Genomic DNA, 15,829 nt, shown 5'->3' with positions numbered 1-15,829 from the left:
CCTGCACTGTCGCGAATCCATGAGCCTGCGCCGAGACCATGAGCCAAACGCGAGAACGCTCATGAATCCGGCGCACGTTCATGGACTCGGCGCACCGGGATTGCGGTGTCATGCATCGCAAGGTAGCTTGTGATGCATGACACCGGACATCGGGGCGCAGCTGCGCAAGGGTGTGGTCGAGCACTGCATCCTCGGCCTGCTGTCCCGTGAGCCGATGTACGGCTGGCAGCTCGCGGAGGAACTCACCGGCCCCGGGCTGATCGCCAGCATCGGGACGCTCTATCCGGTGCTGTCGCGCCTGCGCGAACGTGGCGTCGTCGCCACGTACGAACAGGCATCGGACGCCGGCCCGGTTCGCAAGTACTACCGCCTCACGGACACCGGTCGACAGGAGCTCGAGGCCTTTCGCGCACAGTGGGGACCGTTCACCCAAGCCGTGGAGAACATGATCGATGGGAGCACACGATGACCGAAGGAAAGCTGGCTGCACGGGCCCGTGACTACCTGCGTGAGCTGGATCGCGTGCTCGTCGGAGTGGACGCCACCACCGCGGCGGAGCTGCGCGGTGGCATTGCGGAGTCACTGCAGGGGCTGGATGAGGCGGCGGCCGCGACGCGGATCGCTGAGCTCGGCGATCCGGCGTTCGTCGCCGCGTCCGCCCGCGATGTCCTCTCCGGTGCCGAACGTGCAGCGGCAACGACGCGCGCGGGAGCCGAGGTCGGCTCGGGCTCGAAGACGAACTCGGCGACGGGCGAGAGCACTGCCCAGCCCGCCACCGGTGCCTTTCCCGTCCGCGATATCGACCCGACGGTCGCATCGACGTGCAAGCCCCGCACCATCGATGACGCCGCAGGCCGCATCGTACCTCTCACTAACATCGGAGCCTCGTCCCTGGCCTACGTCCTCTCAGCCGTCGCGGTGTACGCACTCGCAGGGTTTCTGCTCCCGGTGATCGGCTGGATCGGTGGAGTGGTGATGCTCTGGATATCGCCCGTCTGGCGCCGCGCCGAGAAGTGGGCGGCCACACTGATCCCTCTCGGCCTGGGCGCTGTCGTGGTCGGCTTCGGCATCTCCACTGCCGCCGCAGCCATCGCATCACACGACACGTCCGGGACCGAAGTCGCAAATCCGCTCCTCCCCGGCGGCTACGACCTCATCGCGATCACCATCACGGCAGGGTGGATCGTCTTGCCCCTCACCGCGTCGGGGATGGCGATCTGGCTCATCATTCGTGCGCTGATGCGCACCGGCCGGCTGCAGCCCACGTCGACCGGGTTCGCGACTGCCGCCGCCCTGGTGTTCGCGCTCGGCGGTTTCGTTCTTCCCGTCGTCGGCTGGTTCGTCGGAATCGCGATGGTGAGCGCATCGGCGATCTGGCGGCGCTGGCAGAAAGTCGTCGCCGCTGTCGTTCCGATCGCGGCTGCCGTCGCCGCCATCATCGCGAGCGCTGTGATCGCGGCGCAGGCGCCGGGAATCGTGGACGACCCGACCGGCAGCTTCCAAGTGCCGAACCCGACGTTGGACCAGCCTCTGCTGCTCCAATGGAACATCCCGCTGGCGCTGTGGCCGATCCTGCCTGCGGCGGCGACGCTGGTCGCCGCCTGGCTGTTGCTGGAGATTCATCGGCGACGCAGCACATCGAGTCCGACTTCGAGCATGATGGGTGATCATGACAACTGAGAAGCCGGTGCCGTCGAGTCGCCTCTACGGACGCGAGAGCCTCGCAACCCGCGGGATGGTCATTGCGACCGGACTCGCCGTCGCCATCGGCGGCTACCTCATCCCGGTGCTCGGCTGGGTGGCGGGCGTCGTGATGATGTGGTTGTCCCCGGTCTGGACACGGACTCAGAAGCTCATCGTCACACTGGCCCCGATCGTCGCCGCGGCGATCGCCGCGCTCGTGCCCGTGATCACCGATCAGAACCTCGTCGCCTGGCATGCACTGCTCGTGTTCGTCGTCGTGTCTCCGCTGCCGATCGGCATCTGGCTCCTGGTGGTCGGTGTCCGCCGTCTCAAGAGCTGAGTTCAGCAACCCGCGACGATCACAAGGCCACCCGCTCACGAGCGGCCTGGCGCACCCGTCACCCGCCACCTCCTCTGGATCGATCGACCCCTCATCCGCGCCGCACGAACGTTGCCGCCGGCATCGTCTCCCGCCAGCCGAGCGCCGAGTACAGCGCACGGCCGTCGGGAGAGGCGAGCAGCACGCCGTGCCGAGCGCCCTGCCCGTGCGCCCAGGTCTGCAGACTTTCGACGACCACGCGTCCGCGGCCCTGGCGCCGGAATTCGGGATGCGTCTCGATCCGGTCCAGGACGGCGACACCATCGACGACCGCGACCTGACCGCGCGCTGCCACGGTGTCGTCGACCATCATCGCCGCGTGAGCGACCCCGTCCACGACCTCGATGATGATCTCGGGATCCAGCCGTCCGAACTCCAGCGTCACATCCATCAGCGTCTCGACGCGGGATTCCACCTCCAGCCCCTCGACCGAGCTTTCGTGAGAGCCGAGGATCGTCAGCCAGATGCGCGGACTCGTGATGCGCGGACGCGTCCGCTCGACGTCATCGGGTGAGGGGTCGATCAGCACATACTCCTCATCGCGGGTGGCTGCGTGCAGCGCCACACACCACGCGTCGCCCTCGCGTCGGACCGGAGCGCCCCGTGACACCGCCCATCCGCGCACCCATGCCTGCGCCAAATCCGTCATGCGCCGATCCTGCCACGACCCTCGGACACCGCACCGGGGCCGCTTCGGAAGATGGAAAACGCCTCGCAGATCGCGATCTGCGAGGCGTTTTCCAGCTCTGCGCGGAGGTCAGGCTCCGAGAATCGTCGCGGTATCCGCCAGCGTCAGCTGCGGCGGATAGAGGGCCATGACCGCGAGCGCGGCGGCGCCGTTCTCCGTGGTGGAGGGGGCACATGCATCCACGGCGATCGTGGCCCACGCCCCAGCGTCGGCCACCGCGAGCGCCGTGGACACGACACAGCAGTCCGTCGAAACACCGGCAAGCACCAGATGCGGTGCCGGCCCTGTGATCGCCTCCAGCTCGGCGCCGTACTTGCCGAAGGTCGGGAGGTCCAGCGTCGGCAACGATGTCAGCCCCTCAGCCTCCGGAACGAGGGCAAACAGCGGATCGGTGGCGGGCTGATCGGCAAACGGCCAGGCCTGGAAGTACGCGCCCCAGGACGACGCACGATCGGCGGTGGGCACCCAGCGCGTGACGATGGTGCGATCCGGACCGAACGCCTCGGCCAGGGCTCGGATGTGAGGCATCGCCGCTGCAAAGAACGGCGATCCCCACTCCGAATCCACCGAGGCGAAGATCGCCTGCGGGTCGATGACAACCAGCCAGGCGTCGTCGGCAACGCTCACGCGAGCTCCTGGCGACGCACGGTGCCCTTCGTGAGCAGGTACGTGGCCACGAAGCCGATCACCAGCGCGAACAGCACGCCGAGGTTCGCGAAGCCCCAGTCATCGACCCAGCCGAACAGCGTCAGGAAGTAGCCCTGCCACGGGAACAGGCTGCTCATCACGAAGCCCCAGCCGATGCCGATGGCGACCACGAAGATGATGATCGCCGTCCAGTTGATCGATCCGTAGCGACCCTTGCCGTCGAACAGCGCCTCGGTGTCGTAGTCCTTGCGACGCAGCAGGATGTCGGCGATGAGGATGCCCGCCCACGCCGCCAGCGGGACGCCGAGGGTGGTGAGGAATGTCTGGAAGGGACCGATGAAGTCCTTGGCGAAGAACACGACGGCGATCGTTCCGAGCGTGAGGATCACGCCATCGATCGCCGCAGCCGTGGGACGCGGGATCTTGATGCCGAGGCTCAGCAGAGTAAGACCGGAGGAGTAGATGCCGAGCACCGCACCGGAAACCTGGGTGAGGATCGCGACGATGAGGAACGGGAACAGCAGCCACACGGGAAGGATCGACGCGACGGCGCCCAGTGGATCGGTGCTGATGGCCTGCGCCAGCCCGATCTCCTCGCCCGCGATGGTGACGGTCTTGTTCGATGCCACGAGCAGCAAACCGAAGATCACCAGCACGACCGGGGCGATGGATCCGCCGAAGGTGTTCCAGGCGACGATCTTGCTGCCGGGGGTGTCGCGCCGCTGGTAGCGGGTCCAGTCGGCCGCGATGTTGATCCAGCCGAGACCGAATCCGGTCATCGTGAAGACGAGCGCGCCGATCATGCTCGCCACGCTGCCGCTGGGCTGGCTGAACGCCGTGCCCCAGTCGATGTAGCTGAACGTCAGCACCAGGAACACCAGCGTCATGATGCCGGTGATCCAGGTGAGCACTGACTGCAGCTTCATGATGGTGTGGTAGCCGAGCACGGCGGCACCGATGATCAGTGCGGCGACGACGAGCGTCGCGACGATGTTGACGATGACGCCACCGGCACCGTCGGTCGACCAGCCCAGCTGGCGGAAGATCGTACCGGTCGCCAGCACGGCGGTGATCGCGAGCACCGTCTCCCAGCCGATCGAGGTGATCCAGGAGATGATGCCGGGGAGCTTCTGCCCGTCAACGCCGAACGCGGCGCGCGACAGCACCATGGTCGGCACCGACCCGCGCTTGCCCGCGATGGCGATCACGCCACACAGGAAGAACGAGATGACGATGCCGATGACCGCGACGATCGTCGCCTGCAGGAACGAGATCCCGAAGTCGAGGATCCAGGCCCCGTAGCTGACGCCGAAGATCGAGACGTTCGCCGCAAACCAAGGCCAGAACAGATCACGCGGCTTCGCGGTGCGTTCCGCCTCTGGAACCAAGTCGATTCCGTTGCGTTCGATCAGGGTGGACTGCACTGCTTCTGTTGACACGACCTGCCTCCGAGGCTCGCCGAATAAAGGGGTGGATGTCACACATCCTGGCAGAACCCCGGGGCCCCTCTGCGCAGATTGCGAGGGTCGTGACGCAATCGCGTCATTGTGACGCGTCCCACAGGTCCCGCGGTTCCGCTTCCCGTGTGGCGGGCGGACTGTGGTTTCTGAGCGAGGAGCGCCGGCGACGAGACGACGGGCCCGCGGCGAGGTACGCCGTGGGCCCGTCGTCTCACTTCGCTGGCTCAGGAAGCGGAACCGGATGCGCCGCGTTCGCGGAGCTCGCGACGTGTCAGCGCGGGCTCAGTCTCGGGCGCGACCTCAGGCGCGACGTCGAGCTCCGCGTCCGCGTCTTCGGCCGCAGCCGCCGCGTTGTCCGCGGCCTCCTGCAGGGCTGAGCGCTGACGCAGAGGCGGCGGACGGAAGAACAGAGACAGGATGAACGCGAGCGCCATCGCGCTGAGCCCGACCCAGTACACCGTGACGGCGGATGTCGTGAAGCCGACGAGGAACGGCTTGGTCAGCACCGAGTCCGCACCCACGAGGAACGAGGTGTCGCTCGTGGTGTCCGTGGCGGCCCCCTGCGAGCCGTCCCCCGAATCGAGCTGGTCGATGATCGTGGGCACGGCCTTGTCGACCACGGCAGATCGCTGATCCGCGTTGGTCCAGTCGACGCCGGGCACGCTCGCGCGGATCGGATCGACGATCGGCGTCCAGATCTGCTTCATCACTCCGGCGTTGTTCGACGCCTCCGCGATCGCGGGATTGAGCGCCGCATCGAGTCCGGCTGTCAGATCCGCCTTGTTGCCCATCGCCGTCGTGATGTTCGGTCCCATCGCGGTGAACAACACGGACAGCAGCACCGCGGTGCCGAGGGTTCCGCCAATCTGACGGAAGAACTGCGATGCGCTGGTCGCGACGCCCATATCGCGTGCTTCCACCGCGCTCTGTGTGGCCAGGGTCAGCGACTGCATGAGCTGACCGAAGCCGAGACCGGTGACGAACATGCCGATGCAGAGGTACCAGAACGGCGTGTCCCAGTGCAGGAACGTGTAGATCACATAGCCCAGCGCGACAATCAGCGTGCCGGTGACCGGGAAGATGCCGTACTTGCCGGTCCTCGAGATGATCTGACCGGTGGCGACCGAGGAGACCATCAGGCCGAGCACCATCGGCAGCATCGCGAGGCCCGACTCCGTCGGCGTCAGACCCGTCACGATCTGCAGATACAGCGGCAGCGTGAGCATCGCACCGAACATGCCGAAGCCGACCAGGAAGCCGAGCACGGTGGACATCGTGAACGCCCCAGAGCGGAACAGGCGCAGCGGAATGATCGCATCAGAGCCCATCGCGCGCTCGATCAGCAGGAACGCCACGAGGCCGAGCATGCCGACGCCGTAACAGGTGAGCGCAGCGACCGACCACCAGCCCCATTCGCGGCCCTGCTCGGCGACGAGCAGCAGCGGAACCAGCGTGATGACCACGGCGGCCGCACCCCACCAGTCGATGCGGGGTTTGGCGTGCTCACCCAGCTTCGGCAGGTGCAGGAACGCCCACACCATCACGAGCGCAATGATGCCGATCGGCACGTTGACGAGGAACACCCACCGCCAGCCCGCCACCCACAGGATCTCGGACGCACCGGCGAAGACACCACCGACCAGCGGGCCGATCACGGAGGAGACCGCGAAGACGGCGAGGAAGTAGCCCTGGTACTTGGCGCGCTCACGTGGGGCGAGGATGTCGCCCATGATCGCCAGCGGGAGCGACATGAGGGCACCGGCACCGAGTCCCTGGAACGCGCGGAACCCGGCCAGCATGATCATCGAGGTCGAGAAGCTGGACAGCAGCGACCCCACGATGAACACCAGGATGCCGAACAGGTACAGCGGACGACGCCCGAAGATGTCGGAGAGCTTGCCGTAGATCGGCACCGTGATGGTGGATGTGATGAGGTACGCCGTGGTCACCCACGCCTGCTGATCCAGTCCGTGCAGGTCATCGCCGATGGTCCGGATCGCCGTACCGACGATGGTCTGATCCAGCGAGCTGAGGAACATCCCCGCCATCAGTCCGTAGATCACCAGCAGGATCTGCCGGTGATTCATCACGGGTGTCCCGGTCCCGCTTCTTGCGTCGACCGCTGTCGCCGTCGTGCTCATGGTTCTCCCCCGGGTCGCTTGACGATGCGAATCCCAAAGGAGAATGGTGCTCCTCAGAGGCGGTGCAGCACAAGTTGACGGGGTCAACCACATGCTCAACACATAGCTGTCACACAGCCAGCTCGTTGCCTTCTTTCGCCGCCCCGCCTCGGCTGGTCTCAGTAGATGCGCCAGGACCGTCCAGCGGCAGCAGATCCTGAGACCGCGCCCGTCTCCGCTCTCAGAACGTGTTCCGGAGACCCGGGTGACGTGCAGAAAATGAGACCCACCAGGCGGCGGGCGATGCAGCTTCAGGACGTGAAGAAAATTCCCGCGACGCGTGAGAGAGCGTGCAGGTCGGCGACCCCGGCCAACTCGCGTGCAGAGTGCATCGACAGGATCGGGATGCCGACATCGACGGTGCGAATGCCGAGCCGACCGGCAGTGATCGGTCCGATCGTCGAGCCGCACGGAACGCCGTTGTTGGAGACGAACTCCTGCGATGTCACCCCGGCAGCCTCACACCAGCCGGCCCAGGCGGCGGCTCCCACGGCGTCGGTGGCGTAGCGCTGGTTGGCGTTGATCTTGAGGATCGGCCCCGAGCCCAGCAGCGGCTGGACGACCGGATCATGACGACCCGAGAAGTTGGGGTGCACGGAGTGCCCCACGTCGCTGGACAGGCACCACGACGACGCCATCGCCCGGTGGGCATCCTGGGCATCCGCGCCGAGCCCGCCACGAACGCGCGCGATCACGTCGGCGAGGATCGGCCCTGCTGCGCCGGAACGGGTCTCGGAGCCGATCTCCTCGTGGTCGAAGGCGGCGAGCATCGCGATGTGCTCACCGTCGAAGCCGTCGGCTGCGCCGATGAGGGCCACCACCGCGGCGTGCACCGAGGCGAGATCGTCCAGCCGGCCGCTGGCGAAGAAGGCGTTGTCCTTGCCGAAGACCGCACCGCGCGCGGTGTCCGCGGTGATCAGATCGAAGCCGCGGATGTCCGCCGCAGCGACGCCAGCGGAGTCCGCCATGACCGCGAGGATGTCCTCCTGCGTCGGGTCGCCGAGACCCCACACCGGCTGCATCCCGGTCTGCTTGTCGAGAGTGAGTCCGTCGTTCTGCTGTCGGTCGAGATGAATCGCCAGCTGCGGCAGGCGAAGCAGCGGACCCGAGTCGGCGAGCACGACGGAGCCATCGGCCATCGCGAGTCGCCCGGCCAGACGCAGTTCACGATCCAGCCAGGAGTTCAGCAGCGGACCGCCGTAGACCTCTACGCCGATCTGCAGCCAGCCACGCGAACCGGTGGTGGGCTTCGGCTTGAGCTTGAGCCCCGGGGAGTCGTTGTGCGCACCCAGGACGTGCACGGCGGTCGTGGCACTGCCTCCGGCGGGAACGACCCACGCGATCACCGCGCCATCGCGCACGATGAAGAAGCGCCCGCCCGGCTGCGCCGGCCAGGCGTCCGTCTCCTCCAGTCGCGTGAAGCCCGCGTCCTGCAGTCGCCGGGCGAGTTCAGCTGCAGCGTGGAAGCTCGACGGGGAGGCGGCGACGAAGTCCGCGAGATCCTCGGCATGACGGATGGCGGCGGGCGTGACAGTCATGCCTCCAGCCTATGCCGCTCCCCCGCAACGCCACCCCGGCCCGCAGCGTCACCCCGGCCGGCGAGACTTCCGTCTGTGGGCGAGACTCGGCGCGTTGCGGTGGATTGTCGCCCACAGACGGAAGTCTCGCGGTCAGTGCATGGTCATGCCGCCGGTGACGTTGATGGCCTGGCCGGTCATGTAGCTCGCGAGGTCGCTGGCGAGGAACAGCGCAACGCCGGCGACGTCCTGCACGGTGCCCGTGCGCCCCAGGGGCACCTGCGAACGGTCCTCGGCGGCGACCTCCTCCGCGGTCATGCCGCGCAGCGCGCCACCCTGGATGCGTTCGCGATGCTTCATCGGCGTCTCGATGATCCCGGGACAGATCGCGTTCACCGTGACGCCGCGCGGTGCCAGCTCCACCGCCATCGACTTGGCGACACCGAGCACGGCGTGCTTGGACGCGACATAGGCGGTCATCCCGCGATAGCCGTTCTTGCCCGCCTGCGAGGAGATGAACACCACCCGGCCCGGCAGTCCGCGCTCCACCAGGACTCGGGCCACGGCCTGTGCGACGAGGAACGAGCCCTTCGCGTTCACGTCGAGATTGCGATCCCAGTCGGACGGATCGGTGTCGATGGCGAAGTCCATGGTGGAGGTCCCGGCGGCCGTGACGACGGTGTCGATCACGCCGACGGCGTCCGTCGCCTCCGCCACCACGCGCGCCACGGCCTGCGCGTCGGCGACATCCAGGCGCACGCGCCACTCGCCCTCGCGCGCCGCCGCGAGCACGTCATCGGTGAACGACAGATCCGCGCTGATCACCCGGGCACCCTGATCGAGGAAGGCATCGACGATCCCCGCTCCGATGCCCGACCCGCCGCCGGTCACCAGCACCGTGCGCGCGCGCAGCTCTTCGAACATCGTTCCTCGCTCTCGTGTGGGGATGATTCGAGGCTAGGCCGCGCGACTCGCCCCGGCACCTCCGGTGACGGATCGTGACGTCCTCGACGAGAGTCTTGCGCGAGTATGACACTTTCCGTCATACTCGCTCGAACGGAAGGGAGTTCGCTGTGTTCGCATCATCGCTGTCTGGCGATCAGGGCGTGCTCTGGGAACTCAACGCTCGCGCCCTGTTCGCCGAGATCGCGCGGCAGGCGCCGGTCGGCCGACCCGAACTCGTGGCGTCGACCGGACTCTCCCGCACCACCGTGACGCAGACGCTCGCCCGGCTCGTGACCGCGGGTGTGGTGTGCGATGCCGGTCTGGACCGTGCGCGGCGCGGCCCTGCCGCCACGCTGTACGAGGTGGCCCCGGACGCAGCGGCCGGTGTCGTGGTGCACATCACGCGACACAAGATCATCGCGGCGGTGCACGACTTCGCCGGATCTGAGATCGCGCGGGCGGAGAAGGACGAGGCAGACCCGCTGTGCGTTGCCGACACCGCGGTGTCCACGATCCGCGCCGCGGCGGCGATCGCCGAACTCTCCCCCGACGCTGTCGTGGTGGCAGCGCCAGCCGTGATCGCCGCCGACGGACGCACCATCGCACAACTGCCCGGCTATCTGCCCTCGGGGACCGCGCTGTACGACCACATCGCCGATGAACTGGGCTGCGCGGTCACGATCGACAACGACCTCGCTCTCCTCGCCCGCGCGAAGCTCGCGTTCCGATCCGGGACCTTCGCCGTCCTGTCGCTGCGCGACGGCCTGGGTGCCGGACTCGTGGTGAATGGGCGGGTTCATCGCGGTGGGCGCGGGCTCGCCGGCGAGGTCGCCTATGTGCCGCAGCCTGGTGTCGAGATCGGCTCCCCCGCGCTCAGCGAGGAGATCATCGCCCGGCTCGCTCGTGCGGAGGATGCTCCCGAAGTTCTCCCCGAATTGCTGAGCGCGGCCGACGCCGGACACCGCGGTGCCGGCCTCGTGCTGGACGAGATCGCCCGACGACTGGCGTACGCGGCAGGTTCGCTGACCCTGATGCTCGATCCAGACGCTGTCATCCTCGCCGACCATGCGGCGCTCGGCTCGCTGCCCGATCGCGTGGTTGCGGCGGTGCGGCGCGAGGCCGGTCCGCTCCGCATCCCGATTGAGATATCGACGCTCGGGGAGAACGGTCCGCTCCTGGGGGCCGCCGCTCAGCTGCACGACGCGCTGGTGGATCTCGTCTTCACCCGACTGCTCGTTGATAGCCCCACCCCGCGAAGGAGCACCCCATGACCGCACCTCTCATCCGGCGTCTGGGGCTGGCCGAAGATGCCCGCGCGATCATCATCAATGCCGACGACTTCGGCATGTGCCGGGCGGCGAACACCGCGATCGCCGACCTTCTCGACGCGGGTGCGCTCGACTCCACCACCCTCATGACGCCGTGCGCATGGTCGCCGCAGGCCCTCGCGATCGCCGCCGCTCGTCCGGCGTGGGACGTGGGCGTGCATCTGGTCCTCACCAGCGAGTGGCGAAACTACCGCTGGAGGCCGCTCACCGGCATCGGGACCACGCTGGTTGACGCCTCCGGACACTTCCCCATGGGCGTGCACGAGGTGGAGCTGCGGGCGGGAGACGCGGACGTCGAAGCGGAGCTTCGCGCACAGTTGTACACCGCGCTGGAAGCCGGCGTCGACGTCACTCACCTCGATAACCACATGGGTTCGGTGTACGGCCTCACCACGGGTCGGGACTTCCTGGCACCGGTGCTGCGTCTCGCCGCCGAGCACGGTCTGCCGTTCCGCCTCCCTCGATCGATCGACGGCATGGGACTGCCCAACGGTGAGCAGGCGCGCCTGGACGCTGCGGCCGCCGCCGCTGACGCCCTGGGCGTGGTGATCCCCGATCGCCTCTGGAGTCACCCCTTCGAGCTCGCGGGCGAGGGAACTGCGGACGAAGAGGCCTACGAGACCGTGCGCGACGACTTCATCGCGCTGCTGCGCACGGTGCCCGTGGGGCTCACCGAGATCTACCTGCATCCGATGATCGACGACGACGAGCTGCACGCCACCGTGGACTACGGCGCCACCAAGCGCGGCTACGAGCATCGCCTGCTCGCCGATCCCGCTGTGCTCGGTGCCATCGCCGACGAGGGAATCGTGCGCGTGGGATGGCGGCGCCTGCGCACGCTGCAACGCGCGGAGGCGAATCGATGAGTCTCCTCACCCGGATTCGTGACCGGCGCCTGTCGGGCACCATCACGTGGGGACGCGCGGTGGCCTTCGGCGCCTCCGCCTTCCCCATCCAGCTGATGTCGCAGACCTTCGCCGCGTTCGTCGTATTCTTCTACGTCGATCATCTGCGGGTGCCTGCGGCGTGGATCGGCGTCGCGATGATCGCGCACGGCATCCTCAACGCCCTGTTGAACCCGCTGGTCGGTGCTGTGTCGGATCGGGCTCGCACGCGGTGGGGGCGGCGCGTGCCGTGGATCGGCCTGGGAGTGGTGCCACTGCTGGTGGGCTTCGCGCTGATCTGGCTCCCGCCGGATCTTCCTGCGGGAGGACTGGTCGTCTGGTTCGTGCTGGTCGTCGCGCTCTACGACATCGCGTTCGTCGCCGTGGTGCTCAACGTCTCCGCGCTGTTTCCCGAGCTCTTCCGCAGCACCGGGGAGCGGGCGCGCGGCAACACTCCGCGTCAGCTCTTCGGACTCCTGGGTATGATCCTGGGCACCGCCCTGGCACCGCTGCTGTACGGCAACATCGGCTGGGGCGGGATGGCCGGCGTGCTCGTCGTGGTGTGCGCCGCGTTCTTCGCGTGGTCGTTCCGGGGCATGATCGAACGCCCCGCCGCGGAGACGACCCAACCTGCGGCGGTGCCACTCACCTGGCGTCAGCAGCTCGGCTACACGTTCGGCAACCGTGCCTTCGTCCCGTACGTGCTGGGGTCGCTGCTCATGCAGTCCGCGCTTGCCGTGCTCATCGCCGCGCTGCCGTTCTACGTGCGCTACAGCCTGTCCGAGCCCGATACCGCGGGCACGCTGCTGCTGGCCGCGGTATTCCTCGCAGCGCTCATCACCCTGCCGCTGTGGTCGTGGTTCGTGCGCCGAACGACCCCGCGATCCGCACTGCTGGCGTCCGTGGCGGTGTTCACCGTGTCCGCTGCCGGATATGCGCTGGTGCCCGGTCTGATCGGCGCGATGTGCGTGGGCGCGCTGGTCGGTGTCGGAGTCTCCGGGATCCTGCAGCTGCTGGAGATCGCGCTGTCGCAGGTCATCGACGAGGATGCGGAACGCACGGGGCTGCGACGTGAGGGCGTCTACTTCGGCGTCAACGGATTCGTGGTGCGCGGCTCGGTGATCGTGCAGGCCGTGGTCTTCGCGGCGGTGCTCGCGGTGTGCGGCTACGACGCGGCGGCCGGCGATGCGCAGGCTCCCGGCGTCGATGCGGGCATCCGCGCGCTGGTCGGAGTCATCCCGGCGGTACTCTCGGCGCTGGCGTGGCTCTGCTTCCTCTGGTTCCCGCTGCGCACGCGCGACGCATCCGGGGTCACCTCCCCTCCTGAGAACGTGAGGCTGCCCATGGCGGGCGCCTCGGAATAGACCGCCCGTGCCAGCCGAACCCGAACGGCTGGCCCGGGCGATGACCGGTCGGCCCTCTGTGTCCGCACCGGCCGGTCACGCCGCTGACGTCCGCGTCGATCCGTTCCCGCTGGTCGACGCGGACGTCAGCCCAAAGCCGCCATCAGGCGCGCCGCAAGGTCGTTGCTGGGGTCCAGCTCAAGCGCGGTGGTGAGGTGAGCGCGCGCCTCTGCCCGCCCGCCCGGGGCGTCCGCCAGCGCCCGCGCTGCGTGCACGTGCAGATCGGCACGAACGAGAGCGTCGTCCGGAGCGAGGGCCAGCGCGGCATCGATCTCGCGCAGCGCTTCTTCCGTCTGTGCCGTGGCACCAAGACGGAGGGCGAGCAGAATCCGCAGGCCGGGCGCGGTGGGAAGCGCGCGCACCGCAGAGCGAGACCACTCCAGCGACTCTCCGGCCCGCAGCGGATCGAGAGCGATGATCTGCGCGAGCATGGCGCGCGCCCAGGGAGCGAAGCGAGCGTCATCGACCACCTCGGTCGCGGTGCGTTCGGCGGCATCGGCATCCCCCTGCATCACCAGCACCTGTGCCAGCTCGATCAGGGCCTGACCATCGTGCGGGTGGGCGCGCAGATAGCGATCGAGGACGTGGTTGGCGGCAGAGGCTTCGCCGGCGGCCAACAGCATCTGCGCCCGCGCGATCACGGCGGTGCTGTCGGCACCTGTCTCGTTCGCGGCGTCGCTGTCGTCCGTCATGTTCCGATCCTGCCAGTCACCCGAGGCGCGAGGGCCGCGGTCGCTCAGGGCGAACATTCACGCCGTCACGCACTGTCAGTCAACGCGCGCCACGCCTCCACCAACGGACGGTCGGAGAATGCAAATCGCACCGCAGAACACCGTCTGCGGTGCGATTTGCATCCCTCACCGAGGGACGGCGGCGTCAGTGGACGACGTCGACGCGCTCGAAAGCGTCGGCACTGATGCCGCGCTCGAGAATGAGGCGCGACCACTCGCGCGCAGAGTGCAGGCTGTGGTCGCGGTAGTTGCCGCACTCCACGGCGGAAATGCCGGGGACCTGCTCCCACGTGACGGTCTCGACGATGGCGTGCAGGCTCTGCGCGATGCCCGACACGATATCGGCAACGGCGGGCTCGCCCCACACGATCAGATGGAAGCCGGTGCGGCATCCAAAGGGCGAGATGTCGATGACACCGTCGACGTGGTCGCGCAGCAGACCGGCCAGGACGTGCTCGATGGTGTGCAGCCCCGCGGTGGGGATCTCGCCCTCGTTGGGCTGCACGAAGCGCACGTCGAAGTTCGAGATGGCGTCCCCCTTCGGTCCCCGCTCCACGGCGATCAGCCGCACGTATGGCGCCTTCACGGCGGTGTGGTCCAGGGTGAAGCTCTCGATCTCGGCCATGTCTCTCCTTCTCGCAGGGGTCGATTCGACGCTAGCCGAGGCGGCATGCGAAGGCCGCATCCCGTTACGTTGTGGGACACCGGCGGGAACGAGTGAGGGGCGGGAGGCGGACATCGTCCGCTCCCCGCCCCTCAGCTCTGCCGATCAGACCTGAGCGCGATGCTCAGCTGTGCGTCGGCGGGTGCGCATCACCGCGGCGAGCACCAGCAGTCCACCGAGGCCGAGCAGTCCCAGGGCGACGGCAGGACCGGCTCCCAGCTGCTGACCGGTGGTGGGCAGGTGCCCACCCGGCGTGTGGATGGTGGTGCAGTCCGGATCGGTGGATCCCGACTCGCAGTTCACCGGGACACCCGGCACGGTCGCGAACACATAGTTCGCGATCTTCGCATTCGCGGACAGCGGGGCATCGATCTTCACCGTGTAGCGGATGGAGACCGTCTGACCCACCGCGACGTCACCCGTCCAGGTGAGCGTCGTGCCGTCGAGCACCGGAAGCTCACCCGAGTCGACCGTGATCGAACCCGGCTTCAGCGTGGCGTCATCCAGCACATCCGAGAGGTCGTCCGTCACTGCCACGTTGGTGAGTTCAACGTCGCCCGTGTTGATGACCTTCACGGTGTAGGTGATGTCCTGGCCCGCCGCGACGGTCGATCCGCTCTTCGGATCCGACGTCTTCACCAGACGCAGGCCCGGAGTGCCGGGCGTCGGCGTCGTGGTGGGCGTTGCCGTCGGCGTCGGCGTCGCAGTCGGCGTCGGCGTCGCGGTCGGCGTCGGCGTCGCGGTCGGCGTTGCAGTCGGCGTTGCAGTCGGCGTCGGCGTTGCAGTCGGCGTCGGCGTTGCAGTCGGCGTCGGCGTTGCAGTCGGCGTCGGCGTCGCAGTCGGCGTTGCAGTCGGCGTCGGCGTCGGCGTGGGCGTGGGCGTCGTCGGCGGGTGCGTCGTCGTGCAGTCGGGATCCGTGGAGCCCTCAACACAGTTCGACGGTGTGCCCGGCGCAGATCCGAAGACCACGTTGCGCAGAACGTCCGAGGCGACCACGTCGGCATTCACCGTGACCTTGTACGACAGGGTCACCATGCCACCGACCGGAAGGTCACCCGTCCATGTCAGCGTCGTGCCAGACAGCACCGGAGCAGCACCGACCGTCGACGACTCGGAACCGGCGACGAAAGTCGCGTTGTCCAGCACGTCCGACAGATCGTCGGTGATGTCCACGCCGGTCAGCGCGGCGTTGCCCGTGTTCTCAGCGACCACGGAGTACGTGATCTCCTGGCCCGGCTTCACCTCAGTGCCCGAAGCCGGGTCCGAGGTCTTCACGATGTGCAGACCCGGGGTCGGCGTCGGCGGGTGCGTCGTCGAGC

Annotated in this window: 14 protein-coding genes and 1 pseudogene; 6 read left to right on the top strand and 9 right to left on the bottom strand. The window is 68.1% G+C overall.

Annotated elements, in window-relative coordinates:
- The first annotated feature begins 136 nt into the window (after positions 1-136).
- From ACI3KU_RS16435 to ACI3KU_RS16425, 3 genes are read left to right on the top strand one after another with little or no spacing between them, the layout of a single operon-like run.
- Entirely contained in the window at positions 137-469 is a 333-nt protein-coding gene (locus ACI3KU_RS16435) for a PadR family transcriptional regulator (RefSeq protein ID WP_404923401.1), read from the top strand.
- Complete coding sequence (locus ACI3KU_RS16430; RefSeq protein WP_404923400.1) at positions 466-1,680, top strand: hypothetical protein; 1,215 nt, start codon at positions 466-468, stop codon at positions 1,678-1,680. Before ACI3KU_RS16435 ends, ACI3KU_RS16430 begins: the two co-directional genes overlap by 4 nt.
- Positions 1,670-2,023, top strand: a complete 354-nt coding sequence (locus ACI3KU_RS16425; protein WP_404923399.1) for a hypothetical protein — start codon at positions 1,670-1,672, stop codon at positions 2,021-2,023. The genes ACI3KU_RS16430 and ACI3KU_RS16425 overlap by 11 nt, the downstream gene beginning before the upstream one ends.
- 91 nt (positions 2,024-2,114) lie before the next feature.
- Here ACI3KU_RS16425 and ACI3KU_RS16420 read toward each other — a convergent pair whose 3' ends face one another.
- The 6 genes from ACI3KU_RS16420 to ACI3KU_RS16395 all read right to left on the bottom strand — a co-directional run bounded on the left by ACI3KU_RS16420 (position 2,115) and on the right by ACI3KU_RS16395 (position 9,479).
- A complete protein-coding gene (locus tag ACI3KU_RS16420; RefSeq protein ID WP_404923398.1) occupies positions 2,115-2,711 on the bottom strand; it encodes a GNAT family N-acetyltransferase in 597 nt (198 codons plus the stop codon).
- A 108-nt stretch (positions 2,712-2,819) separates the two neighbouring features.
- A complete protein-coding gene (locus tag ACI3KU_RS16415; RefSeq protein ID WP_404923397.1) occupies positions 2,820-3,377 on the bottom strand; it encodes a cysteine hydrolase family protein in 558 nt (185 codons plus the stop codon).
- Complete coding sequence (locus tag ACI3KU_RS16410; RefSeq protein WP_404923396.1) at positions 3,374-4,837, bottom strand: purine-cytosine permease family protein; 1,464 nt, start codon at positions 4,835-4,837, stop codon at positions 3,374-3,376. Before ACI3KU_RS16410 ends, ACI3KU_RS16415 begins: the two co-directional genes overlap by 4 nt.
- Before the next feature lie 245 nt (positions 4,838-5,082).
- Positions 5,083-6,999 (bottom strand): MDR family MFS transporter, encoded by a 1,917-nt coding sequence (locus tag ACI3KU_RS16405; protein ID WP_404923395.1) that lies wholly within the window; start codon positions 6,997-6,999, stop codon positions 5,083-5,085.
- A gap of 290 nt (positions 7,000-7,289) precedes the next feature.
- Positions 7,290-8,576, bottom strand: a complete 1,287-nt coding sequence (locus ACI3KU_RS16400; RefSeq protein ID WP_404923394.1) for a M18 family aminopeptidase — start codon at positions 8,574-8,576, stop codon at positions 7,290-7,292.
- Positions 8,577-8,708: 132 nt separating this feature from the next.
- The gene (locus ACI3KU_RS16395; protein ID WP_404923393.1) at positions 8,709-9,479 is read right to left on the bottom strand and encodes an SDR family NAD(P)-dependent oxidoreductase; all 771 of its coding nucleotides are present in this window, start codon (positions 9,477-9,479) and stop codon (positions 8,709-8,711) included.
- A gap of 149 nt (positions 9,480-9,628) precedes the next feature.
- On the opposite strand from ACI3KU_RS16395, the gene ACI3KU_RS16390 reads away from it, so the two are divergent.
- From ACI3KU_RS16390 to ACI3KU_RS16380, 3 genes are read left to right on the top strand one after another with little or no spacing between them, the layout of a single operon-like run.
- Positions 9,629-10,771 (top strand): ROK family protein, encoded by a 1,143-nt coding sequence (locus tag ACI3KU_RS16390; protein WP_404923392.1) that lies wholly within the window; start codon positions 9,629-9,631, stop codon positions 10,769-10,771.
- Positions 10,768-11,694: a polysaccharide deacetylase family protein gene (locus ACI3KU_RS16385; protein ID WP_404923391.1), complete on the top strand. Its 927-nt coding sequence runs from the start codon at positions 10,768-10,770 to the stop codon at positions 11,692-11,694. The genes ACI3KU_RS16390 and ACI3KU_RS16385 overlap by 4 nt, the downstream gene beginning before the upstream one ends.
- On the top strand, positions 11,691-13,076 hold the full coding sequence (locus ACI3KU_RS16380) for an MFS transporter (RefSeq protein ID WP_404923390.1): 1,386 nt from the start codon (positions 11,691-11,693) through the stop codon (positions 13,074-13,076). The genes ACI3KU_RS16385 and ACI3KU_RS16380 overlap by 4 nt, the downstream gene beginning before the upstream one ends.
- A gap of 125 nt (positions 13,077-13,201) precedes the next feature.
- Here ACI3KU_RS16380 and ACI3KU_RS16375 read toward each other — a convergent pair whose 3' ends face one another.
- The 3 genes and pseudogenes from ACI3KU_RS16375 to ACI3KU_RS16365 all read right to left on the bottom strand — a co-directional run.
- Positions 13,202-13,807: a tetratricopeptide repeat protein gene (locus ACI3KU_RS16375; protein ID WP_404923389.1), complete on the bottom strand. Its 606-nt coding sequence runs from the start codon at positions 13,805-13,807 to the stop codon at positions 13,202-13,204.
- A 184-nt stretch (positions 13,808-13,991) separates the two neighbouring features.
- The gene (locus ACI3KU_RS16370) at positions 13,992-14,471 is read right to left on the bottom strand and encodes an S-ribosylhomocysteine lyase (protein ID WP_404923388.1); all 480 of its coding nucleotides are present in this window, start codon (positions 14,469-14,471) and stop codon (positions 13,992-13,994) included.
- Between the two features lie 144 nt (positions 14,472-14,615).
- A pseudogene (locus ACI3KU_RS16365) lies at positions 14,616-15,829 on the bottom strand (hypothetical protein); the annotation flags it as partial.

This window comes from Microbacterium sp. ZW T5_56, assembly GCF_044987425.1.
Lineage (GTDB): Bacteria > Actinomycetota > Actinomycetes > Actinomycetales > Microbacteriaceae > Microbacterium.
Note: the sequence above shows the minus strand (reverse complement) of the source record. Positions and strands in the feature narration are given on the sequence as shown.